Genomic DNA, 20557 nt, shown 5'->3' on the forward strand with positions numbered 1-20557 from the left:
GGGAGTGGGAGCAGCAAGCCAGGGGCCGACGAGCCGGCCCCGCGTTCGGCAGTACGGCGTTGCGGGTCTTCAGAGCCGGCGGAACACCAGGGTGCCGTTGGTACCGCCGAAACCGAAGCCGTTGGACATCGCCACGTCGATCTTCTTCTCGCGCGCCACGTTCGGCACGTAGTCCAGATCGCAGCCTTCGCCCGGCTGGTCCAGGTTGATGGTTGGCGGGATGATGCCGTGATGCAGGGCCAGAACGCTGAAGATGGCTTCCACGCCGCCGGCGGCGCCGAGCAGGTGGCCGGTCATCGACTTGGTCGAACTGACCATTAGCTTGCCGGCGTGATCGCCGAAGGCGCGCTTGACCGCCAGCGTTTCGGCCAGGTCGCCCAGCGGCGTCGAGGTGCCGTGCGCGTTGAGGTATTCGACCTGGGTCGGCTCCATGCCGGCATCTTTCATCGCCGCGGCCATGCAGCGCGCCGGCCCTTCGCCGTTCTCGCTGGGCGCGGTCATGTGGAAGGCGTCCTGGCTGGCGCCGAAGCCGACCAGTTCGCAGTAAATGCGCGCGCCTCGGGCTTTGGCATGCTCGTATTCCTCCAGCACCAGGATGCCGGCGCCATCGCCCATGACGAAACCGTCACGATCCTTGTCCCACGGACGCGAGGCCTGCGCCGGCGCGTCGTTGCGGGTGGACATGGCCTTCATCGAGCAGAAACCGGCCATCGAGGTCGGCGACGAACCGCGCTCGGCGCCGCCGGCCACCATCGCATCGGCGTCGCCGTACTGGATGGTGCGCATGGCGATGCCGATCGAGTGATTGGCAGTGGCGCAGGCCGACACCGCGGAAAAACCCGGCCCCTTCAACCCCTTCATGATGCTCAGATGGCCCGGCAGCATGTTGATGATGGTGCTGGGAATGTAGAATGGCGAGACCTTGCGCGGGCCGCCATCCAGATAGCGCGCGGTCTGCTCCTCGATGCCGTAGATGCCGCCGATGCCCGAGCCGATGATCGCACCGACGCGCTCGGCGTTGGCCTCGCCGATCTCCAGCCCGGAATCCTCCAGCGCCATCAGCGAAGCGGCGATGCCGTAATGGACGAACACGTCCATCTTCTTGGCGTCCTTGAGGTTCACCCAGCGGGTCACGTCGAAGTCGCGCACCTCGCCGCAGATGCGGGTGGAAAAGGCCTCCGCGTCGAATCCGGTCAACGGGCCGATGCCAGAGCGGCCGTTGACGATGCCGTCCCAGCTGCTGGCCATGTCGTTGCCCAGCGGCGACACCATGCCCATGCCGGTCACCACAACGCGACGCTGCTTCATTCGCGACTCCTGCAATTTTGCGCTAGCGCGGCACACGGGCCGCTTCCAGATACGCACGGGGCCGCATCAGCGGCCCCGGCTTGTTTCCTTCCCTTGCGGGGATCAGGCCTTGACGTGGGCCTTGATGTAGTCGATGGCCTGCTGCACCGACGTGATCTTCTCGGCTTCCTCGTCGGGGATTTCGCACTCGAACTCCTCTTCCAGCGCCATCACCAGCTCGACGGTGTCAAGCGAGTCCGCGCCCAGATCGTCAACGAAGGATGCGCTTGTGGTGACTTCTTCTTCTTTGACGCCAAGCTGCTCGACTACGATCTTCTTGACGCGCTCTTCAATGCTGCTCATGTATGTCGCTCCAGACGGAGTTGGGTTGAACGAAGTATCTCCTCGACGACGAGGAAAACCGGGGGATAGTTTAGTGGAAAGATCGCGCCGTGACACGCCCGACTTTCCGCAGTCCAATCAATCACTTGTAGCGTGAATTTGCTTACGGCATGTACATGCCGCCGTTGACGTGCAGGGTTTCGCCGGTGATGTAGGCCGCATGCGGACCGGCCAGGAAGGCCACCGCGTGGGCGATGTCGCCCGGCTGGCCCAGGCGTCCCAGCGCGATCTGCCCGACCAGCGCGCTCTTCGCGTCTTCCGGCAGGTCGCGGGTCATGTCGGTTTCGATGAAGCCCGGTGCGACCACGTTGACGGTCACGCCGCGGCTGCCGATTTCCTTGGCCAGCGATTTGCTGAAGGCGATGATGCCGGCCTTGGCCGCGGCATAGTTGGCCTGCCCCGCATTGCCGGTCAGGCCGATCACCGAGGCGATGTTGACGATGCGACCCTTGCGCGCCTTCATCATCCCGCGCATCACCGCCTTGCTGGTGCGGTAGATGCTGGTCAGGTTGGTGTCGAGGATGGCCTGCCAGTCCTCGTCCTTCATCCGCATCAGCAGGTTGTCGCGGGTGATGCCGGCGTTGTTGACCAGCACGCTGACCGCGCCGAATTCCTTGCCGATGGCATCCACCAGCGCCTCGATCGCCTCGGGTTGGGTCACGTCGAGCGGACGACCGTGGCCGCCGAACGGCGCCAGACGCTGTCCGATCGCATCGGCGCCTGCCTGCGAGGTGGCGGTACCGATCACGGTGGCGCCCTGCTCGGCCAGCAGGTCGGCGATGGCGGCGCCGATGCCGCGGCTGGCGCCGGTAACCAGCGCGATTTCGCCTTGCAGAAGCTTGCTCATGTCGGGAATCCTGTCATTTGCCCGGCTTCGGGCCGGAAAATCCGGGGTCGCATCAATCGCGTTGCCGTCACGCCCACTCTTCCAGCGCACCGGAAAAGTCCGGTGGCGCGGCCAGCGAACGTGCATCCAGCGACTTGTCGATGCGCTTGACCAGTCCGGTCAGCACCTTGCCCGGACCGCATTCGGCGATGCGCGACACACCGCTCGCGGCCAGCGCCTGCACGCATTCGGTCCAGCGCACCGGCAGGTACAACTGGCGCACCAATGCCTCGCGAATGCCGTCGAGATCCTCATGCACGCGCGCATCGACGTTCTGCACCACCGGCATGGCCGGCAATCGCCACTCCAATCCGGCCATGGTTTCGGCCAGCCGGTTGGCCGCTTCGCGCATCAGCGGCGTGTGCGAAGGCACGCTGACCGCCAGCTTGACCACCTTGCGCACGCCGCGCTCGCCCAGCAGCGCGATCGCGCGATCCACTGCCGCCGCGTCGCCGCCGATGACGATCTGTCCCGGCGAATTGAAATTGGCCGGCACCACTACCTGGCTGTCGCTGGCAGCCTCGCAGACCTCGGCCACCAGCGCATCGTCCGCGCCCAGTACCGCCGCCATCGCGCCGACACCGGCCGGGGCGGCGTCCTGCATCAGCTGCCCGCGCAGACGCACCAGATGCGCGCCGTCGTGCAGGCTCAGGGCGCCGGCCGCCACCAGTGCGGTGTATTCGCCGAGGCTGTGACCAGACAGGCGCACGGGCGCGGGGCCCTCCTGCTGCTGCCAGGCGCGCCACACGGCGATGCCCGCCGCCAGCAACGCCGGCTGCGTGTATTCGGTGCGGTTGAGCATTTCCTCCGGCCCGCCCTGCGACAGTGCCCACAGATCGACACCGGCACCGTCGGAGGCTTCGACGAAGGTGTCGCGAACGATCGGGTGCAGTTCGGCCAGTTCGGCCAGCATCGCCACGGACTGCGAGCCCTGTCCGGGGAAAACGAAAGCAATGGAGGATTCGGTCATGCGGTCGGAAGCGGCCAGAAAAACTCAGGCCGCGATGATACGGGCGAATGTGCCGATCTGTCTGTACGAGGGAGTATGCGCAGGCGCCGCGCTCAATAGCGCAGCAGCGCCGAACCCCAGGTGAAACCGCCGCCGAACGCCTCCAGCAGCAGCAGCTGTCCACGCTGCACCCGTCCGGAACGGATCGCGGTATCCAGCGCCAACGGCACCGAACCGGACGAGGTGTTGCCGTGCTTGTCGACGGTGACGATGACGTTGTCCATCGACATGTCCAGCCGCCTGGCGGTGGCTTCGATGATGCGCAGGTTGGCCTGGTGCGGAATCAGCCAGTCGAGGTCGTGCTTGTCCAGGCCGTTGGCGGCCAGGGTTTCGTCGACCACCGAATCAAGGGCCTTGACCGCGTACTTGAACACGTCGTTGCCCTTCATGATGATGCGCGCGCCGGCATTCGGCTCGACGCCGTTGAATCCGGCGGATACGCCGACCGGGTTCCACAGCAGATCCTTCTTGCTGCCGTCGGCATGCAGGTGCGTGCTCAACACACCGGTCTCGCTATCGGCCTTCAGCACCACCGCACCGGCGCCGTCGCCGAACAGCACGCAGGTGGTGCGCTCGGTCCAGTCGACAATCCGGCTGAGGGTTTCGGCACCGATCACCAGCACGGTCTTCGCGTCGCCGCAGCGGATGAACTTGTCGGCCACGCTCAGCGCGTAGACGAAGCCGGAACAGGCGGCATTGACGTCCATCGCCGCGCAGCCGTCGGCACCCAGCCGCGCCTGGATCAGGCAGGCGGTGGACGGGAAAATCAGGTCCGGCGTGGTCGTGCCGACCACGATCATGTCCAGGTCGGCGGCGCTGACGCCGGCCGCTTCCATCGCACGGATCGCGGCCTCGTAGCCAAGATCGCCCGTGGTCTGGCCCTCGGCGGCGAGGTGCCGCTCGCGGATGCCGGTGCGGCTGCGAATCCATTCGTCGCTGGTATCGACGCTCTTGGCCAACTCGTCGTTGGTCACGGTGCGCTCCGGCAAGAAGCTGCCGGTACCGGCGATGCGCGAATAGATGCGGCTGCCCGGTGCCTGGGTCATGTTGTCTCCATCTGCATGGCCCGCCACGGGCCGTGGATCACTGCAAGGTCATGGACAGCTGCCGCGGCACCGACAAGACGGCGCCGGGAAGGCCCGGCCGGCGAAGATCAATCTTCGTCGACGACCGCGGACTTGGTGGCGATCACCTTCTTGCCGCGGTAGTAGCCGTCGGCGGTGACGTGGTGGCGCAGATGGGTCTCGCCGCTGGTCGGGTCGGTCGACAGCTGCTTGGCGCTGAGGGCGTCGTGCATGCGGCGCTGGCCACGACGGGACGGGGTGACGCGGGATTTCTGTACAGCCATGGTCTTGCTCCAACTTCGTGTTCGGGTGACGGCCGTGGTGCGGCCGGTTCTGCTTTGGATTCAGTTTTTCTTCAAGCCGGCCAGCGCGGCGAACGGGCTGGCCTTCTGCAACTCTTCTTCCCCGGCGGGCCAGTCGCGTTGCACCGCGTCCGACTCCGGGGCCGTGGGCACCAGCGGTACCGCCAGCACCAGTTCGTCCTCCACCAGGTCCAGCGGACGCAACTGGCCGTCTTCCGGCACCAGCAGGGCCTCGCAGCCCGGCGGCAACGCGGCCTCGTCCTGCTCGTCGCGGATCAGGCCCAGCCGCTGGGTGATTTCCACCGGCAGGGCGAACCGCTCGAGGCTGCGCTGGCACACCAGCGGCAATGCCGCCTGTATCTGCAATTCGACGCACGGCCCCTGCAATTGATCGTGATCGAACTGCAGGACGTAGCTCGCTTCGCCCTCGTCGTCGGCCAGCAATCCCTGCAGGCGCGCCAAGGCCGACAACGGCACCCGCCCTTCGAACCGGCGCCGCGCCGCCGCCATGCGCCAAGCATCCAGAATATCGGGCACCCGCGATGACGGCATGTCTGGGGACATAACCTGCGAATTATCAATTAGATGCGGGACGAGTGTCAAACCGTCCCCGGCCTGCGGCCGGATCGGCCAGAATGCCCCTCCCCCGGCCCTTGTTCCCGCCAATGCGACTGATCCTGGCTTCCACCTCGCGCTATCGCGGCGAATTGCTGCAACGGCTGCGGCTGCCGTTCGAGACGGCGGCCCCGGGGATCGACGAATCCCCGCTGCCCGGCGAGCCGCCGCCGGTGCTGGCGGCGCGGCTGGCGAAGGCCAAGGCCGAGGCGGTTGGCAGGCAGCAGCCGGGGGCCTGGGTGATCGGCTCGGACCAGTGCGCCGAGCTGCTCGGAAAGCCGCTGGGCAAGCCCGGCCACCGCCAGGCGGCGATCAAGCAGCTTGCGGCGATGTCCGGACATCCGGTCGATTTCCATACCGCCGTCTGCCTGTGGCGCGACGGCACCTGCCTGCAGGCCATGGACACCATTACGGTCCGCCTGCGCCCGCTGTCCTCGGCCGAAATCGAACGCTACGTGGACGCAGAACAGCCGCTGGACTGCGCCGGCAGCTTCAAAAGCGAAGGCCTGGGCATCGCCCTGTTCGACTCCATCGACAGCCACGACCCCACCGCCCTGATCGGCCTGCCGCTGATCGCGCTGTCGCGATTGCTTCGTGAGGCGGGGTTCGAACTGCCCTGAAAACCCCCACTGCACGAATCGCGATCCGGATCAGGGCCGGATATCTATCGCGGTTTCGATCCAGATTTCATCGCTGCCGTCGGTACCGTGCAGTCTCAAACCGAGCCAATGCCTTCCGGCCGACATGCCGGAGACATCAACTTGGGCCTTGAAGCCTATGCGCGGAAGATTTGGGTCCCTGGAGTGTCCCCGATAGAACTGCTCCGTCACCCAAGCTTCCGGAACTCCATACATCGCATCCGCTACTGGCTTGTCGTCCAGCATGACCGTCACTACCTTGATGCCCGCGCCCTCCTTGATCGCCCAGCCTTGAACGGCAAATTCCCGCGAAACCCGTTCGCCCGGCCGGGGCTGGTTGATGTGCGCAATGGCTGGAGCGATGCACTTGCCTGCACCACGCTGTGCCGGCAGGCGGAACAACAGAAACCGCTGGCCACCATGGTCGATGCTGACCACGCGCGGTGGTGGCAACGGCCCGAGCCGTTTGCACAGCGACTGGTAGTAATCGACCTGTTCGCGCAGTTTGACGTCGGTCGAAGTCACCACCAGCAACACCGGGCCATCGCGACTACCGTCGCTCTGCAGGCTCCACAGACGCAGTTGCGGGGCGCGGCCGTGCTTGTGGTTGAGCGGATGATCGAGGACGGCGATGTCGGCATCGTCGAGCGCGAAGCCCAGTTCGGCGCCGGCCTTGAAGTTGTCGGCCAGCACTCGCGTCCCCGCAGGCATGTCGCGCAGTTCCTCGCGCACGGCGTCGGCCAGTCGGTCCCAGCCCGAGAAATTCGACGGGTAGTACTTGCTGGCCGCGGCCTGTTCGCGCAGCTCGGGCACGGACACGGCGACGTAGTAACCAAGCACGGCAATCAGCCCGATACCCGCCAGGATCCAGCACAACCTGCGCCAGAACACCGGCCAGGCCGCCAGGCAGGCGGGTACGCCGATCAGCAGCGCCACGTAGCCCGGCAACGGCCAGTGGAAACTCACACGTTCGACATCGGCGAAGAAGCCCAGCACGAAGTAGCCCAGCGTCGACACCCCGCCGAGCAGGCCGAAATATCGCCACTGCACCGGCATCGCCGGCATCGGCCGCAGGCTGCGCGCGAACACCTGCATCAGGGCGACGAACAGCAGCGGCGTGACCAGAGCCGCCTGGATCAGCAGGAACCACAGGCCGCCGGACTGGAACGCCCACGGATGGCGCTCGACCAGCTGGAAGCGCAGGCCGGCGTCGGCGTTTTCCAGGTTCCACAGCAACAATGGCGCCCATGCCGCAATACCCATCGCCAACGCGATCCAGATGCGCACGTCGCGGAACAACCGCCGGCCATCGGGCAGGAACAGTAATGCCAGAAACCCGACGCCGATCACGCCGACGAAGCGGTAATGGCTCAACGCACCGATCACCAGCCCCAGCGCCAGTTCCGCGGCCGAGGTGCCATCGATACCGCGCAATAACCGCGCACCGGCGTCCAGGCACAGCACGGTGGCGAACAGCATCGGCACGTCCGGCAAGGCCAGAATGCCCAGCGAGCCGGCCAGCGGCATCAGCAGCATCAGGCTGCCGGCACGCCAGCCGAAATTTTCGCCGTACCAGCGCGCGGTGATGTGCGCGACCAGCCACGGCAACAGCGCCGCCAGCAGCAGGAACGGCATCCGCACCGCCAGCACGTGCTGACCGCCGATTTCGGTGCCCAGCCGGATCAGCCACGCGGTCAATCCCGGCAGGTCCGAATAGGCCAGCGCCAGATGGCGACCTTCCTGCCAGTAGAAGGCTTCGTCGACGAACAACGGCAGCCGCGCAGCGACCAGCAGCTTGATCGCGGTGATCGCGATCCACAGCGCCAGAAAGACGTGCCGCGCGCGGTTTTCCTGTTGCATATGCCGTTAGACTTCCCGAAAACCGTACAGGGAACACGATGACCGCACCCTCGCCGCACATGCTACCCGATGCCTTGCGACAGTCGCTGAAGCAGGCGCAGGAACAGGTCAACGCGATGGTGCTGGGCAAGGCGCATGAAGTGCGGCTGGCGTTCGTCGCCTTGCTTGCCGACGGTCACCTGCTGATCGAGGACCTGCCGGGGCTGGGCAAGACCACGCTGGCGCACGCGCTGGCTGCGACCCTGGGGCTGAAGTTCCAGCGCGTGCAGTTCACTTCCGATCTGTTGCCGGCCGACGTGCTGGGGGTGTCGGTCTACGACGCCGGCACGCGCCAGTTCCAGTTCCACCCCGGTCCGGTATTCACCCACGTGTTGCTGGCCGACGAGATCAACCGCGCGCCGCCGCGCACGCAGAGCGCCCTGCTCGAAGCGATGGCCGAACACCAGGTCACTCTGGACGGCGCCACCCATGCCCTGCCGGAGCCGTTCTTCGTCATCGCCACCCAGAACCCGGTCGACCTGTCCGGCACCTATCCGCTGCCCGATTCGCAGCTCGACCGCTTCCTGCTGCGGCTGGCACTGGGCTACCCGAACGCCGAATCCGAACGCGCCCTGCTGGCCGGAGATGACCGCCGGCGGATGATCTCGCAATTGCAGCCGCTGCTGTCGGCCGACGATGTGCTGGCCTTGCGCCAGGCCAGCGAGAGCGTGCACGCCAGTCCCGCGCTGATCGATTACGTGCAGGCCCTGCTGACGCGCAGTCGCGTGCATCCGGGCGTGCGCGTCGGCCTGTCGCCGCGCGCCGGCTTGGCCCTGCTGCGCGCCGCGCGTGCCTATGCCCTGCTGCTGGGTCGGCAGCACGTGGTGCCGGAAGACGTGCAGGCGCTGTTCGCCGCCGTTGCCGCCCACCGTCTGGTTCCGGAGGCCGAAGCCAGCGCCTCGGCCGGGCTGGCCAAGGCCATCCTGCACGTGGTGCCCGTGGACTGAACCGTGTTGTCGGCCTGGCGCCAGCGCATGGCGGAACGACTGCGGCAACTGGCGCGCCCGCGCGCGCCGGAACCCCTGCCGGTTGCCATCGGCCGCCGCCGCGTGTACGTGCTGCCGACCCGTTTCGGCCTGTTCTTCGCCGTGCTGCTGCTGGCGATGCTGCTGGGCGCGCTGAACTACAACAACAACCCGGCGCTGTTGCTGGCCCTGCTGCTGGGCGCCACCGCAATGGCCAGCATGATCGTCGCCCACCTGCAGTTGTCCGGCTTGCAGGTGCAGGCGCTGTCGGCCGAACCGGTCCCGGCCGGGCAGGCCATCGTCCTGCATCTGGCGCTCTCGGCCGCCGATCCACGCCCGCGCCGCGGCCTGCGCGTGGAGACCGGGCCGGCGCATGCCTACCTGCCCGCCTGGCGGGATTCGACCGTCGCGATTCTGGAACTGCCCACCCAGCGCCGCGGCTGGCTGCCCAGACAACGCATCCGCCTGTCCAGCACCCAGCCGCTGGGGCTGGCCCTGGCCTGGGCGTGGGTCTGGCCGGACAGCGCCTTGCTGGTCTATCCGGCCGCGGAGCCGCAAGGACCGCCGCTGCCTTCGGGACAGGGACAGGCCGAACGTTCGCGGCTGAGCCCGGCCGGCGAGGACGTCCATCACCTGCGCGGCTACCGCGCCGGCGATCCGCGGCGCGCGATCGCCTGGAAACCCTCGGCCCGCCGCGACACCCTGCTGGTGCGCGAATACGAGCAGCCGCTGGGCCAGGACATCGTGCTGGACTGGGCCTCGCTGTCTTCGTTGCCGTACGAAAAGCGCATCGCCCGGCTGGCGCACTGGGTGGAACTGGCCGAACGCGAGAGCCGCAGCTATCGGCTGACACTGCCGGCGCAACCACCGCTGGGGCCTTCGCTTGGCGCCGCCCACCGCCACGCCTGCCTGCGCGCGCTGGCCCTGCTGCCGCAGGCCGAGGCGGAATGAGATGACCGCCCAGCCACCATCCCTTCGACTGGATTCCGGCGCCCGCGCGTGGACGCTGGTCGCCGCCGCGGCCTGCCTGCTGCCGTTGCTGCTGCAGCTGCCGGCGATGCTGGCCTGGGGCGCGGCCGGGGTCGCTACCGTGGTGGCGATGCTGTCGTGGCAACGCCCGTTGCCGGCCTGGTTACGCGTGCTGCTGGCCATGGCCCTGCTGGCGGCGGTGTTCTGGGTCATGGGGCCGCGCCCCGGTCGCGATACCGGCTGCGCCCTGCTGGCGGTGATGCTGGCGCTGAAACCCTCCGAAACCGCCAGCCTGCGCGACGCACGCAGCCTGCTCGGCTTCGCCCTGTTCGCCCCGTTCGCCGCCTTCCTGCTCGACCAAGGCCCGCTGAGCATGGGGCTGGGCCTGCTGGCGGTGCTGACGGCCTTGCTGGCCCTGCAACGGCTGGCCGATGCCGAAGCCGGGCTGGTCACGCGCGGATTGTCTTTGCGCAGGGCATTGCCGGCGACCGGCAAACTGGTCCTGATCGGCCTGCCGCTGGCGCTGGTCGCCTTCTGGCTGTTCCCGCGGCTGGGTTCGCCGCTATGGGGCGTGCCGGAACGCGCCCTGGCCCGGCCCGGGCTGTCGGACGAAATGACGCCTGGCGAATGGATCGACCTGCTGGCCGACGACACTCCGGCCCTGCGTGCGCAGTTCTTCGGCCCGGCGCCGCCGCCGGAACAGATGTACTGGCGCGGCCCGGTGCTGTGGGACTTCGACGGCCGCCGCTGGACCCGGCCCATGGGGTTTCGCGGACGGCCGGCCGAACCCTTCGTCGCCGGCCCGGCGCGCTGGGATTACCAGATCGAATTCGAACCCACCGACCGCCGCCAGTTGGTCGCACTGGACCTGCCGCTGGCAGCGCCGGCGCAGGCCCGCCTCGACGGCGATTACGGCCTGTTCGCCGACCGACCGCTGAGCGCGCTGAGCCGCTGGCGGCTGCAATCGGCGCCGCCGGCCCGTTACCAGCCACAACTTTCGCCCGCGCTGCGACAGCTGGCCTTGCGCCTGCCATCCGGTTACAACCCGCGCACACTGGCGCTGGCCCGGCAATGGCGAGCACAGGTCGGCAATGACGATGCCGCCATCGTCGATCGCGCCCTGCAGATGATCCGAGCCGACTTCGGCTACACCCTGACCACCCCGCTGCCGGGGCGCAACTCGGTCGACGAGTTCCTGTTCGAGCAGAAACAGGGTTACTGCGAGCATTTCAGTTCGTCCTTCGTGGTGCTGATGCGCGCAGCCAGGATTCCGGCACGGGTGGTCACCGGCTACGTCGGCGGCTATCGCAATCCGTTCGGCGATTACTGGGTGGTCCGGCGCATGGACGCGCATGCCTGGGCAGAGGTCTGGTTGCCGCAGCGCGGCTGGGTGCGCGTGGACCCGACCGCGGCGGTGGCGCCCGAACGCATCTACGACACCCTGGAGGATCGTCTGGGCCCGCAGGCCGATGCCCTGCCCGCGCTGACCCGCTTCGTCGATTTCGGCGACTGGCTGCGACGCGGATGGAACGATCTGGTGCTGGGCTTCAACTCGCAGCGGCAGAAGATGATGCTGTCCTCGTTCGGGGTCGACGAACTGGACGAAGGCGACCTCGGCCTGTTGTTTGCGGTATTCGCGATCCTGGCGCTGGCCGGCATGGCCTGGCTGCTGGCCCGGGGCGAACGCCAGCGTGATCCCCTGCTGCGTGCCTGGCACCGGCTGGGACGGCGCTATGCCCAGCTCGGACTCGGCCGCGAACTGCATGAACCGGCGCTCACTTGGGCCGCCCGTGTCACAAAAACAACCGGCAACGAAGAGCTGTCGCTGCTCAGCCAGCGTTTCAGCAAGGCGCGCTACGCTGCCGACGTTGGGGATACCGCCAGACTGGTCCGGGACCTGCATCGGCATCGCCCCCGTCACAGGAGTCCGCCATGAAAACCCGCTTCCTCCTTCTGGCCTCCGGCCTGCTGCTGCTCTCGGCCTGCGCCAGCGTGCCGCAGCCGCTGCAGGGCGACTTCGCCCAGGTCAGCCCGCGCGACTCGGTCGCCAGCGCCCAGCCCGGCGCCACCGTGCGCTGGGGCGGCAGCATCATCGAGACCGTGCCCGGCCAGGACAACACCTGCTTCCAGCTGATCTCGCGCCCGCTGAACAACTCGGGCCGTCCCGACAGTGGCGCCAGCGACGCCACCGACGGCCGCTTCATCGCCTGCCGCGCCGGCTTCTACGACCCGGCGGTCTTTGCCGAAGGCCGCGAGATCACCGTGATCGGCCGCATCGACGGCTACCAGGACACCAAGATCGGCGACTACGACTATCGCCTGCCGCGGGTCACCGCCGACGTGATCTACCTGTGGCCGGAAGTGAGCGAAGTGCGGACGCGCTATCCGTACTACGATCCTTTCTGGGGCCCGTACTGGGGTCCCTACTGGGGACCGCGCTGGTGGTGGTGAACCGCTGACCGCTTCCTTATCCCGCAACGCCGCCTCCGGGCGGCGTTGTCGCATCCGCGATCAGCCAGCGCCGAAATGCCCCAGCGGCGCACCGGCAAGCAGGTGCAGGTGGATATGGAACACGGTCTGCCCAGCGTCCTCGCGGCAGTTCATCACGACGCGGTAGCCGTTTTCGGCGAAGCCCTCGCGGCGCGCATATTCGGCCGCGGCCAGCGCCAGCTTGCCGATCAGATGCGCCTGCTCCGGCTGCAGGTCGTCAAGCGTCGGGATCAACTCATTCTTCGGAATGAACAACACGTGCACTGGCGCCTGCGGCGCGATGTCCTTGAAGCCCAGCACATCGTCGTCCTCGTAGACGATGGTGGCGGGGATTTCGCGGCGAATGATCTTGCCGAAGAGGGTGTCGTTCATGGCGTCATATCTTCCTGAATCCGGAATCGCTTCATTGTAGGAGCGGCGTGAGCCGCGAATGCGTTTCATCCAGGCGTGTCGCCCGAATCATGCTGCGTCATTTGACGGCGTAAGCTTTAATGGCCGTTAGCACCCAGCCTGAGATAGGCGTCAAGGATCGCTTCTCGATAAGGCGCTGGAAGCACATCATAGTCTTGCGCCCGCTCCGCCAGCTTCAAGTCCAGGTTGGTAGACGTGTCGTACCCAGACGCCACTGCACGCAGAACCAGCAACGTACACGTTACAAATTCCCGCTCATGTCCTGGTTTCAAGGAATTCGCACAAAGCTCAATAACCTCGTAAGGATGCCAGTAGAGCCCTTCAGTCAGGTGATGGCTTGGACCAGCAACCAGCTTTTTGAGTTCTTCAAAGTGAATGTCGGCGTCAACACCGTAGTCGCACTCAGCAATAAACATCAATTCTGAGGGCGTTAGTGATTGAAGAAGCTCATCGAGCATTGATCTGGGCGCAAACACCTGAATTAAGCCGTGCCGTGAAGCGACGTTAGCCTGAATGAGTTGTTAGGTCACATAGATTAGCGCCGCTCGAATTCTTTGAGCATGACGCTGTGCAAGTGCTCAACTTGAGCTTGCAACCTGTTCACTGCCTTCTTTGTATCTACGAGATATCCGATTGCAAAGGCGAGACCAATGAGTGTAAGCACTTGAAACCACATGACCTCTCTCCAATTTCACTCTCTCTATGGAGCCTAACGCGCCCTACAACGTCATTTCGCTGCGCGAGCCGAAGGCGTGCTGCAGCGTGCCGCGATCGACGTATTCCAGTTCGCCGCCGAGCGGTACGCCGTGGGCCAGCCGGCTCGGGCGCACGCCGTGCTGGCGCGCCAGTTGCGCCAGGTAGTGCGCGGTGGCCTCGCCTTCCACGGTCGGATTGGTGGCGATGATCAGTTCGGCGACCTCGCCTTCGGCCAGCCGCGCCGACAACCGGTCCAGACCGAGTTCGGCCGGGCCGATGCCGTCCAGCGGCGACAGCCGCCCCTGCAGCACGAAATACACGCCACGGAAACCGGTCGCCTGTTCGATCACCAGCCGGTCGGCCGGCGATTCGACCACGCACATCAGCTGCCGGTCGCGGCTGGCGCTGGCGCAGATCGCGCACAGATCGCCCTCGGTGAAGTCGCGGCATTGCACGCAATGCCCCACCCGCTCCATCGCCGCCTCCAGCGCTTCGGCCAACCGCCGCCCGCCTTCGCGCTCGCGTTCCAGCAGGTGGTAAGCCATGCGCTGGGCGGACTTCTGCCCGACGCCGGGCAGCACCTTCAGCGCCTCGATCAGTTGTTCCAGCAACGAAGCCGTCATTGCGCTCGCCGTGCCCTGTATTCGCCCGATGCCGTTCCCCGCCGTTGACGGGAAGCGGAATCAGAACGGCAGCTTCATTCCCGGCGGCAGCGGCATGCCGGCGGTAGCCGAGCCCATCCGGTCCTTGGTTTCGGCATCGACCTTGTTGGAAGCGTCGTTGAAGGCGGCGGCGATCAGGTCTTCCAGCATCTCCGCATCGGACAGCACCGACGGGTCGATCCGCACCTTGCGGCATTCCTTGCTGCCGGTCAGGGTCACGCTGACCATGCCGCCGCCGGCGCTGCCGGTGATTTCCAGCTTGGCCAGTTCTTCCTGGGCGCGCTGCAGGTTTTCCTGCATCTTCTGCGCCTGCTGCATCAGTTGGGCGATGTTTCCACGCATGGGGTCTATTCCTCGAAGGGACGGATGGAGTCCGGCACGAGCCTGGCGCCGCGCTGCTCGATCAGCCGCTGCACGTCCGGGTGGTTCATGAAACTTTCTTCGGCCGCGCTCTGGCGCTCGTCGCGCTCGCGGTGGTTGCGCTGCTGCAGGGTTTCGCCTTTGGCACCGCCGGTGTCGAACACGATCTTCGGCATCCCGCCCAACGCCGGCGCCAGCGCTTCGGCCAGGTCTCCGACCGAACGCTCGGTGCGCAGGTATTCGAATCCGGGCGCCAGCGACAGCCGCAGCACCGCGTCGGCGTAACCGGCGAAGGCGGCATTGGCAGCTAGTTCGCGCGACGGCCCCTTCAGCGCACAGGCGCCGACCAGATCCAGCCACTGTTCGGCATCGCGGATCTGGCGCGACGGCACAGCCGCGGGCTCAACCTTGCGTTCCACGGGCGGCGGCGGAACCGCGGCAGGCGCGGGTTCGGCCACAGGCGACGTCGCCGCCCTGGCAGCGGCAGCCGGCGCGGCCGGCGTCTTGCCGCCTTTGGCTCCACCTTCCTGTGCCTGCGGCGCGGGCGTCGCCGCGGCAGGTGTTGCCGGCGCCATCGCCGTCATGTCGCCGGCCTGGGCCGGGCGGAACGCCAGCATCCGCAGCAGGCTCATCTCGAAGCCGGCACGCGCGCTGGGCGCCAGGTACAGGTCGCGGCGGCCGTTCAGCGCCATCTGGTACCACAGCTGCACCACTTCCGGCCGCAGGCGATCCGCGAAGGCGTCCACCTCGATGCCGTCGGCCTCGATCTCGGCCCCATTGACCAGCTGGCGGACCTGGATCCGGTGCAGGGCCTCGGCCAGCGCCTCCAGCACCCCGCCCCAGTCCGGGGAAAATTCGGCCAACCGGGCCACCGTCGCCAGCAGCGTGACGCCATCGCCATCTGCCAGCGCCGCCAGCAAGGCGTTGACCTGAGTGCGGTCGACCGTGCCCAGCATCGCCGCCACGGTGGCGTCATCCAGCTTGCCGCCGGCATAGGCGATGGCCTGGTCCAGCAGCGACAGGCCGTCGCGCAGCGAGCCGTCGGCGGCCTTGGCGATCTGGCGCACGGCGCCGTCGTCGGCCTCGATGCCCTCGGCGGCCAGGATCTTGCCGATCTGCCCGGAAATCTGCGCCTCGTCCAGCCGTTTCAGGTTGAACTGCAGGCAGCGCGACAGTACCGTCACCGGCAGCTTCTGCGGGTCGGTGGTGGCCAGCAGGAACTTGACGTGCTCAGGCGGCTCTTCCAGCGTCTTCAGCAGCGCATTGAACGCCGCCTTCGACAGCATGTGCACTTCGTCGATCAGATAGACCTTGAACTTGCCGCGCGAAGGCATGTACTGCGCGTTCTCGATCACCTCGCGCACGTCGTCCACGCCGGTGTTGCTGGCCGCATCGATCTCCAGCAGGTCGATGTAGCGGCCGCTGTCGATATCCAGGCAGGCCGCGCATTCGCCGCAGGGCTCGGCGCTGGTGCCGCGTTCGCAGTTCAGCGACTTGGCGAAGATGCGCGCGATGGTGGTCTTGCCGACCCCGCGGGTGCCGGTGAACAGGAAGGCGTGGTGAACGCGGCCACTGTCCAGCGCATTGGTCAGGGCACGGACGACGTGCTCCTGGCCGACCAGTTCGGAAAAGCGCCGGGGCCGCCACTTACGGGCGAGGACGAGATACGACATCTGTCCATTGTGCCCCGCCAGGCAGATCGTTCCAAGGACGGATTCACCGCGCCCGCCATCACCGGGCCGGATGAACGGACCCGCGCCCGTTCCTGCCGCCCCAGACGCCGGGGGCTCGCAATAAATGCCTGTGCCCGCTAGAATTTGCGCCCCTGAATGGCGTCCGGATGGCCGTATTCGGGTCCGGAGAGGTGTCCGAGTGGTTGAAGGAGCACGCCTGGAAAGTGTGTAAGCGTCTAAACCGCGCTTCGGGGGTTCGAATCCCCCTCTCTCCGCCAGTTATCCAACAGGTAGTGGCTCCGGCCAAGCAATTCCGGAACTCCCCTACTAAAAGACCTACCACGCCTGATGTACTGGGCCATGTGGGCGAGAAGGCCACCCGTCGAGGTGGCCTTTTTGTTGTTCAGAGCTTGGCCCGCTGGCTCTCGGTCGCCTCTCGCTTCGCGTCCCGCTCCGCCTTGATCTTGGCAGTCAAGATACTCATGGTTCCCACGTTGGGACCACCCAATGTCGGTAGCTTCGCCATCGTCATGTCCGGGCTCTCCAGCTTCACGAACGTTCCCACCGGCAACTTGGTTACGTCTGTAAGGTACCCCCCCCGATTCAACCAATGATCGCGGCGATCTGCCCGGCCCGCACGGCAACGCATAGCGGCTCGGTTCAGCCCTTTACCAGTCGACCATCCTGCATGTGCAACAGGCGATCAAAGACATCCAGCGATCGTTGATCATGGGTGACACACAGCACGCTGGTTCCCTGTTCCCGGGCAATCCTGCCAAACAGTTCGAAGACCTGCCGGCCTCGCCTTGAATCAAGCGCAGCCGTCGGCTCATCGGCCAGGACCAGCTGCGGGCGATTGGCCAGCGCCCGAGCGACGGCCACACGCTGTTGCTCTCCGCCCGACAATTGCCGCGGCAGGTTGTTTTCGCGATGGATGACATCCAGATATTCGAGGAGTTCCCGACTGCGGCGAGCGGCATCCTCGCTGTCCTTGCCGTCGACCTCCATTGCGATTTGCACGTTCTCTCGCGCGCTGAGGAACGGAATCAGGTTTGCCTTCTGGAACACGAAACCAATATGCCGACGCCGGAAGGATCGCAACCGCGAACCGGCAGTGTCATCGGGATTGATCGCCTGGCCGGCAACGAACACCTCACCGCTCGTGGGCGGTTCCAGCAATCCTGCTATCAAAAGCAGAGTGGTCTTTCCGCATCCGCTGGGGCCAAGCAATGCGGCAAGCCCTCCCGTTTCCAGCTTCAGGTCGATTCCGTCCAATGCGGTGACTTGCGTGTCGCCCGAACCATAGACCTTACGGACTCCGCGCATTTCCAGCGGGCACGGGCGGCTCACGACAGTACGTCCTGGGCACGCACCGACAGCGCCTTCATGCAGCCGACCGTACTGCCAATCAGGCACGTTACAAGGACGATGCCCTGCAGAAGCAGCGCGTCGGCTGGCAGCAAAAACAATCTGCGCGGGAAAACCGGAGCCATGAGATGGGACATGGCCGTCGCCAGCAGCGTACCCCCGATCCCGAGGAGTACCGCCTGTTGAAGTATCATCCCCACGACCACGCCATTTGGGGCCCCAATGAGTTTAAGCATGGCAATGGTGTGCAGCTTCTCCAGCGTCATCGTGTAAATGATCAGCGTGACAACCACCCCGGTAATCACGACCAGGATTGCCGTGAACAGCAGTATCTGTTTGCGAAGCCGTTCAAGACGACCGTTGACCAGCAGGTCTCGTTGTTGATCGCGTGTCACGACCGAAATGTCCGGCCAGCCGGACAGGACCCGGTGCAGCGCGGCAATGTCCGCACCAGGCTCTAACCGCAACATCACTGCAGCCACAGCACCCGGATCCATGTTCTCGGAAACGATGCCACGCGAAGAAGCGGCAGCCTCTTCGCGCCGCAGCAGTACCGCCTCGCTCGGAGCCCATGCGCGGATGGTCAACAGATCCTGCAGGCTGACACCAAGAATGGGATCTCCGTTGGACTCGAGCATGCCATGCATCAGTCCAACGACGGTGTAGTCGTCATGACCTACATGAAGAATGTCGCCTACCGCAACGCCAAGCGAATCATCCGCCACCAGTTCGTAATGCCCTGCCCCCAGGCCACGCCCCTCGGTGAGCGGCAGCCAGACACCGGCATCCATCGGATAATCCAGTCCCAGTAGGCTGACCTGCCGCAAGTCGCCGTCGACCCCGATGCGCCGCGACACGCTTGCGTAGGCGCGGGCCTCGGCGACGCCCGGGACACCCTCTGCGCGCTGCACAAGGTTGCGGCGCACCGACGAAGCCTCAGCAAAAGGCCCTTGGGTGCCGCCCTGAACCAGCCAGATGTCCGCTCCGATACGGTCGATCAGCAACAGCGCATCGCTGACAATGCCGCGATACACGCCGTTCATCATCATTGCCGCGGACGTCAGCAATGCGATGCCGAACCCGGTCAACGCGAAGCGCAGCGCATTGTGGCGTATGTCGCGCCAGGCCAGATTCATCATTGCGATGCAGGCCGGATGCGCCGGCCAAGAGAGAGTCCAGTTGGCGCAAGCACAACTTCTCCTGCCGCTAGGCCCGACACGACTTGCACACGATTGTTGCCGCGCGCACCCAGAATAACGTCCCGACGACGCGCACGCCCGCCAACATCGACCCAGACCTGGTGACGCCCCTCCCGGTTGACGACCCAGCCCTGCGGAATGCTGAGGGCATGCTCGACGGTACCAAGCACGATGTCGACATCAGCGCGCTGGCCAAGCGCCCATGCCGGCGGCAGAGTGTCCAGTTCCAGATCGACCGCCAGTTCACGGGTCTCTCCATCCACCTCACGGCCAATCCGGCGAATCTTTCCACTGAAAGGTGTATCGGGTGCAGAGCGAAAGCGGACGGTGACAGTCTGTCCCGGCTGCAATACAGATAGTGAAGCTTCGTCCACACGTGCAGACAAGACCACCGAAGCCTGTGAAACGAGGTGGATGATTACGGTTTCGGGGGATGCAAGATCGCCGATACTGACATGGCGGGCAACGATCATGCCCGCAAACGGCGCATGAACGACGGCCTCCCCGGCATTGACGCTGGCGACGTTTGCCGCTGCGCAAGCCGCTTCAAACTCCGCCCGCGCACGCGGGATGGCCGCAGCGGCATTGCTCGACTGTGCCAGTGCAGTTTCATGCTCGGCAATTGCCGCATCGAGATCTGCACGACTAATGAACGCACCAGCTTGGAGCTCCTTGGCCCTGTCCAGTTTGCGCCGGCTCAACTCGACCGCCGTGCGTGCCTGACTGAGCTGAGCAAGGGATTGCTGCACACCGGCCTGTGCAACCCGCACACTTGCCTCAGCTTGCTCCAATGTGGCGCGCAGAGAGCGGTCATCCAGTTGCGCCAGTCGTGCACCAGCATCGACAACATCGCCAACATCAACCGGCAGTAGAACCACGTGACCCGTAACTTTGGGTCTGAGCGCCGCGATATCCAGCGCATCCAACGTGGCAGGGGCACGTATCGTTACCTCGAATTGCCCTGCCTGTACCTGCTCGCGCGGGGGAGCATCGGCCCGAAGCAAATACCATGCAAGCATCAGGACAAGCGCAATCGACAGAACCGCCGCCGCCCGGAACCAGCAGCGTTTGTGGAAACCGTTATACATGTCGGAAGTGACTGGCGAGAAGATGATGAAAGAAACGGATCAAGGCCGTGACGACCGACCATGACCGCCATCCGGGCCCGCATCAGCGCATTGGAGTCAACTGCGCCAGCATGGCTTGCGATTGCATCGACAGCAGGCGCAACACCTCGGACGTAATCGCAACGGAGATAGCATGCCAACTTCGTTGTCACGAATGGCTGTCGAACTGTAAGCATGTATTACGGAATGCGGCTTGCAGAATTCGCTACCTTGCTGAGCTTGCGCCGTGCAGGAGGCAGTGCAAGCGATCGCCTTGGGGACAAGTTCCGCATCGAGGCGGTGAAGCTGCGACCGGGCCGGTGGTCGAAGATATTTGGACGGCCATGCGACAGCCGAACACAATCATCCGGATCGTACGTTCTCGCGGTAAACCCGATGAGTCCGAAATTCGGGATTTCGCCGCTTGAACTACCCCCAGACAGCCCCTCAAATTGACGGGCCTGCGCCCGTATGGGACACTTTTCGCACATCGCGGGGGCGCGCCCACACCGGGCAAACTTACTTCAAGCGCCTGTTTTTATTGGGAAATTTTATA

At 65.7% G+C, this 20557-nt stretch carries 22 protein-coding genes and 1 tRNA gene; 6 read left to right on the forward strand and 17 right to left on the reverse strand.

Features of this window, described 5'->3' with window-relative positions; translation table 11 throughout:
- Window positions 1-69 precede the first annotated feature (69 nt).
- The 7 genes from fabF to CSC70_RS09610 all read right to left on the reverse strand — a co-directional run bounded on the left by fabF (window position 70) and on the right by CSC70_RS09610 (window position 5502).
- Window positions 70-1308, reverse strand: coding sequence for a beta-ketoacyl-ACP synthase II (fabF, locus tag CSC70_RS09580; protein ID WP_162456419.1), 1239 nt, complete (start codon window positions 1306-1308; stop codon window positions 70-72).
- A 102-nt stretch (window positions 1309-1410) separates the two neighbouring features.
- Complete coding sequence (gene acpP, locus CSC70_RS09585) at window positions 1411-1650, reverse strand: acyl carrier protein (RefSeq protein ID WP_162456420.1); 240 nt, start codon at window positions 1648-1650, stop codon at window positions 1411-1413.
- Window positions 1651-1792: 142 nt separating this feature from the next.
- Entirely contained in the window at window positions 1793-2536 is a 744-nt protein-coding gene (gene fabG, locus CSC70_RS09590) for a 3-oxoacyl-ACP reductase FabG (protein WP_162456421.1), read from the reverse strand.
- 67 nt (window positions 2537-2603) lie between these two features.
- Window positions 2604-3545 (reverse strand): ACP S-malonyltransferase, encoded by a 942-nt coding sequence (gene fabD / locus CSC70_RS09595; protein WP_162456422.1) that lies wholly within the window; start codon window positions 3543-3545, stop codon window positions 2604-2606.
- Window positions 3546-3637: 92 nt separating this feature from the next.
- The gene (locus tag CSC70_RS09600) at window positions 3638-4630 is read right to left on the reverse strand and encodes a beta-ketoacyl-ACP synthase III (protein WP_162456423.1); all 993 of its coding nucleotides are present in this window, start codon (window positions 4628-4630) and stop codon (window positions 3638-3640) included.
- 107 nt (window positions 4631-4737) lie between these two features.
- Window positions 4738-4932: a 50S ribosomal protein L32 gene (gene rpmF / locus CSC70_RS09605; protein WP_162456424.1), complete on the reverse strand. Its 195-nt coding sequence runs from the start codon at window positions 4930-4932 to the stop codon at window positions 4738-4740.
- Between the two features lie 60 nt (window positions 4933-4992).
- Entirely contained in the window at window positions 4993-5502 is a 510-nt protein-coding gene (locus tag CSC70_RS09610; protein ID WP_162456425.1) for a YceD family protein, read from the reverse strand.
- A gap of 113 nt (window positions 5503-5615) precedes the next feature.
- Between CSC70_RS09610 and CSC70_RS09615 the strand changes: the two genes are divergently transcribed.
- Entirely contained in the window at window positions 5616-6185 is a 570-nt protein-coding gene (locus tag CSC70_RS09615; protein WP_162456426.1) for a Maf family protein, read from the forward strand.
- Between the two features lie 30 nt (window positions 6186-6215).
- Here CSC70_RS09615 and CSC70_RS09620 read toward each other — a convergent pair whose 3' ends face one another.
- Window positions 6216-8063 (reverse strand): ArnT family glycosyltransferase, encoded by a 1848-nt coding sequence (locus CSC70_RS09620; RefSeq protein WP_162456427.1) that lies wholly within the window; start codon window positions 8061-8063, stop codon window positions 6216-6218.
- Window positions 8064-8101: 38 nt separating this feature from the next.
- On the opposite strand from CSC70_RS09620, the gene CSC70_RS09625 reads away from it, so the two are divergent.
- From CSC70_RS09625 to CSC70_RS09640, 4 genes are read left to right on the forward strand one after another with little or no spacing between them, the layout of a single operon-like run.
- Complete coding sequence (locus CSC70_RS09625) at window positions 8102-9049, forward strand: AAA family ATPase (RefSeq protein ID WP_246189380.1); 948 nt, start codon at window positions 8102-8104, stop codon at window positions 9047-9049.
- Between the two features lie 6 nt (window positions 9050-9055).
- A complete protein-coding gene (locus CSC70_RS09630; protein ID WP_425501568.1) occupies window positions 9056-10018 on the forward strand; it encodes a DUF58 domain-containing protein in 963 nt (320 codons plus the stop codon).
- A gap of 1 nt (window position 10019) precedes the next feature.
- Entirely contained in the window at window positions 10020-11972 is a 1953-nt protein-coding gene (locus tag CSC70_RS09635) for a transglutaminase TgpA family protein (protein ID WP_162456429.1), read from the forward strand.
- Window positions 11969-12487, forward strand: coding sequence for a Slp family lipoprotein (locus CSC70_RS09640; protein ID WP_162456430.1), 519 nt, complete (start codon window positions 11969-11971; stop codon window positions 12485-12487). The genes CSC70_RS09635 and CSC70_RS09640 overlap by 4 nt, the downstream gene beginning before the upstream one ends.
- A gap of 60 nt (window positions 12488-12547) precedes the next feature.
- On the opposite strand, the gene CSC70_RS09645 is transcribed toward CSC70_RS09640, so the two are convergent.
- The 5 genes from CSC70_RS09645 to dnaX form a co-directional block, all read right to left on the reverse strand.
- A complete protein-coding gene (locus CSC70_RS09645; RefSeq protein WP_162456431.1) occupies window positions 12548-12898 on the reverse strand; it encodes a histidine triad nucleotide-binding protein in 351 nt (116 codons plus the stop codon).
- 116 nt (window positions 12899-13014) lie between these two features.
- Entirely contained in the window at window positions 13015-13395 is a 381-nt protein-coding gene (locus CSC70_RS09650; RefSeq protein ID WP_162456432.1) for a hypothetical protein, read from the reverse strand.
- A 261-nt stretch (window positions 13396-13656) separates the two neighbouring features.
- Window positions 13657-14256 carry a recombination mediator RecR gene (recR, locus tag CSC70_RS09655; RefSeq protein WP_162456433.1) on the reverse strand — a complete coding sequence of 200 codons (600 nt, stop codon included), beginning with the start codon at window positions 14254-14256 and terminating at the stop codon, window positions 13657-13659.
- A gap of 60 nt (window positions 14257-14316) precedes the next feature.
- On the reverse strand, window positions 14317-14637 hold the full coding sequence (locus CSC70_RS09660; RefSeq protein WP_162456434.1) for a YbaB/EbfC family nucleoid-associated protein: 321 nt from the start codon (window positions 14635-14637) through the stop codon (window positions 14317-14319).
- 5 nt (window positions 14638-14642) lie between these two features.
- Window positions 14643-16328 carry a DNA polymerase III subunit gamma/tau gene (dnaX, locus tag CSC70_RS09665; RefSeq protein ID WP_162456435.1) on the reverse strand — a complete coding sequence of 562 codons (1686 nt, stop codon included), beginning with the start codon at window positions 16326-16328 and terminating at the stop codon, window positions 14643-14645.
- 185 nt (window positions 16329-16513) lie between these two features.
- Here dnaX and CSC70_RS09670 point away from each other — a divergent pair.
- Window positions 16514-16606 (forward strand) — tRNA-Ser (locus tag CSC70_RS09670).
- 125 nt (window positions 16607-16731) lie between these two features.
- Here CSC70_RS09670 and CSC70_RS09675 read toward each other — a convergent pair.
- From CSC70_RS09675 to CSC70_RS09690, 4 genes are all read right to left on the reverse strand, one after another.
- Entirely contained in the window at window positions 16732-16881 is a 150-nt protein-coding gene (locus tag CSC70_RS09675; protein ID WP_162456436.1) for a hypothetical protein, read from the reverse strand.
- Between the two features lie 107 nt (window positions 16882-16988).
- The gene (locus CSC70_RS09680; protein ID WP_211369463.1) at window positions 16989-17678 is read right to left on the reverse strand and encodes an ABC transporter ATP-binding protein; all 690 of its coding nucleotides are present in this window, start codon (window positions 17676-17678) and stop codon (window positions 16989-16991) included.
- On the reverse strand, window positions 17675-18835 hold the full coding sequence (locus CSC70_RS09685) for an ABC transporter permease (protein WP_162456437.1): 1161 nt from the start codon (window positions 18833-18835) through the stop codon (window positions 17675-17677). The genes CSC70_RS09680 and CSC70_RS09685 overlap by 4 nt, the downstream gene beginning before the upstream one ends.
- The gene (locus CSC70_RS09690; RefSeq protein WP_162456438.1) at window positions 18832-19983 is read right to left on the reverse strand and encodes an efflux RND transporter periplasmic adaptor subunit; all 1152 of its coding nucleotides are present in this window, start codon (window positions 19981-19983) and stop codon (window positions 18832-18834) included. The genes CSC70_RS09685 and CSC70_RS09690 overlap by 4 nt, the downstream gene beginning before the upstream one ends.
- Window positions 19984-20557: the final 574 nt, after the last annotated feature.

The sequence above is a fragment of the Pseudoxanthomonas kalamensis DSM 18571 genome, assembly GCF_010211745.1.
GTDB classification, from domain to species: domain Bacteria; phylum Pseudomonadota; class Gammaproteobacteria; order Xanthomonadales; family Xanthomonadaceae; genus Pseudoxanthomonas_A; species Pseudoxanthomonas_A kalamensis.

Bases quoted from the DNA above. Each gene is read 5' to 3' on its own strand.
- fabF (WP_162456419.1), bottom strand. From the start codon at position 1,308: ATGAAGCAGCGTCGCGTTGTGGTGACCGGCATGGGCATGGTGTCGCCG.
- acpP (WP_162456420.1), bottom strand. From the start codon at position 1,650: ATGAGCAGCATTGAAGAGCGCGTCAAGAAGATCGTAGTCGAGCAGCTT.
- fabG (WP_162456421.1), bottom strand. From the start codon at position 2,536: ATGAGCAAGCTTCTGCAAGGCGAAATCGCGCTGGTTACCGGCGCCAGC.
- fabD (WP_162456422.1), bottom strand. From the start codon at position 3,545: ATGACCGAATCCTCCATTGCTTTCGTTTTCCCCGGACAGGGCTCGCAG.
- CSC70_RS09600 (WP_162456423.1), bottom strand. From the start codon at position 4,630: ATGACCCAGGCACCGGGCAGCCGCATCTATTCGCGCATCGCCGGTACC.
- rpmF (WP_162456424.1), bottom strand. From the start codon at position 4,932: ATGGCTGTACAGAAATCCCGCGTCACCCCGTCCCGTCGTGGCCAGCGC.
- CSC70_RS09610 (WP_162456425.1), bottom strand. From the start codon at position 5,502: ATGCCGTCATCGCGGGTGCCCGATATTCTGGATGCTTGGCGCATGGCG.
- CSC70_RS09615 (WP_162456426.1), top strand. From the start codon at position 5,616: ATGCGACTGATCCTGGCTTCCACCTCGCGCTATCGCGGCGAATTGCTG.
- CSC70_RS09620 (WP_162456427.1), bottom strand. From the start codon at position 8,063: ATGCAACAGGAAAACCGCGCGCGGCACGTCTTTCTGGCGCTGTGGATC.
- CSC70_RS09625 (WP_246189380.1), top strand. From the start codon at position 8,102: ATGACCGCACCCTCGCCGCACATGCTACCCGATGCCTTGCGACAGTCG.
- CSC70_RS09635 (WP_162456429.1), top strand. From the start codon at position 10,020: ATGACCGCCCAGCCACCATCCCTTCGACTGGATTCCGGCGCCCGCGCG.
- CSC70_RS09640 (WP_162456430.1), top strand. From the start codon at position 11,969: ATGAAAACCCGCTTCCTCCTTCTGGCCTCCGGCCTGCTGCTGCTCTCG.
- CSC70_RS09645 (WP_162456431.1), bottom strand. From the start codon at position 12,898: ATGAACGACACCCTCTTCGGCAAGATCATTCGCCGCGAAATCCCCGCC.
- CSC70_RS09650 (WP_162456432.1), bottom strand. From the start codon at position 13,395: ATGCTCGATGAGCTTCTTCAATCACTAACGCCCTCAGAATTGATGTTT.
- recR (WP_162456433.1), bottom strand. From the start codon at position 14,256: ATGACGGCTTCGTTGCTGGAACAACTGATCGAGGCGCTGAAGGTGCTG.
- CSC70_RS09660 (WP_162456434.1), bottom strand. From the start codon at position 14,637: ATGCGTGGAAACATCGCCCAACTGATGCAGCAGGCGCAGAAGATGCAG.
- dnaX (WP_162456435.1), bottom strand. From the start codon at position 16,328: ATGTCGTATCTCGTCCTCGCCCGTAAGTGGCGGCCCCGGCGCTTTTCC.
- CSC70_RS09685 (WP_162456437.1), bottom strand. From the start codon at position 18,835: ATGATGAATCTGGCCTGGCGCGACATACGCCACAATGCGCTGCGCTTC.
- CSC70_RS09690 (WP_162456438.1), bottom strand. From the start codon at position 19,983: ATGTATAACGGTTTCCACAAACGCTGCTGGTTCCGGGCGGCGGCGGTT.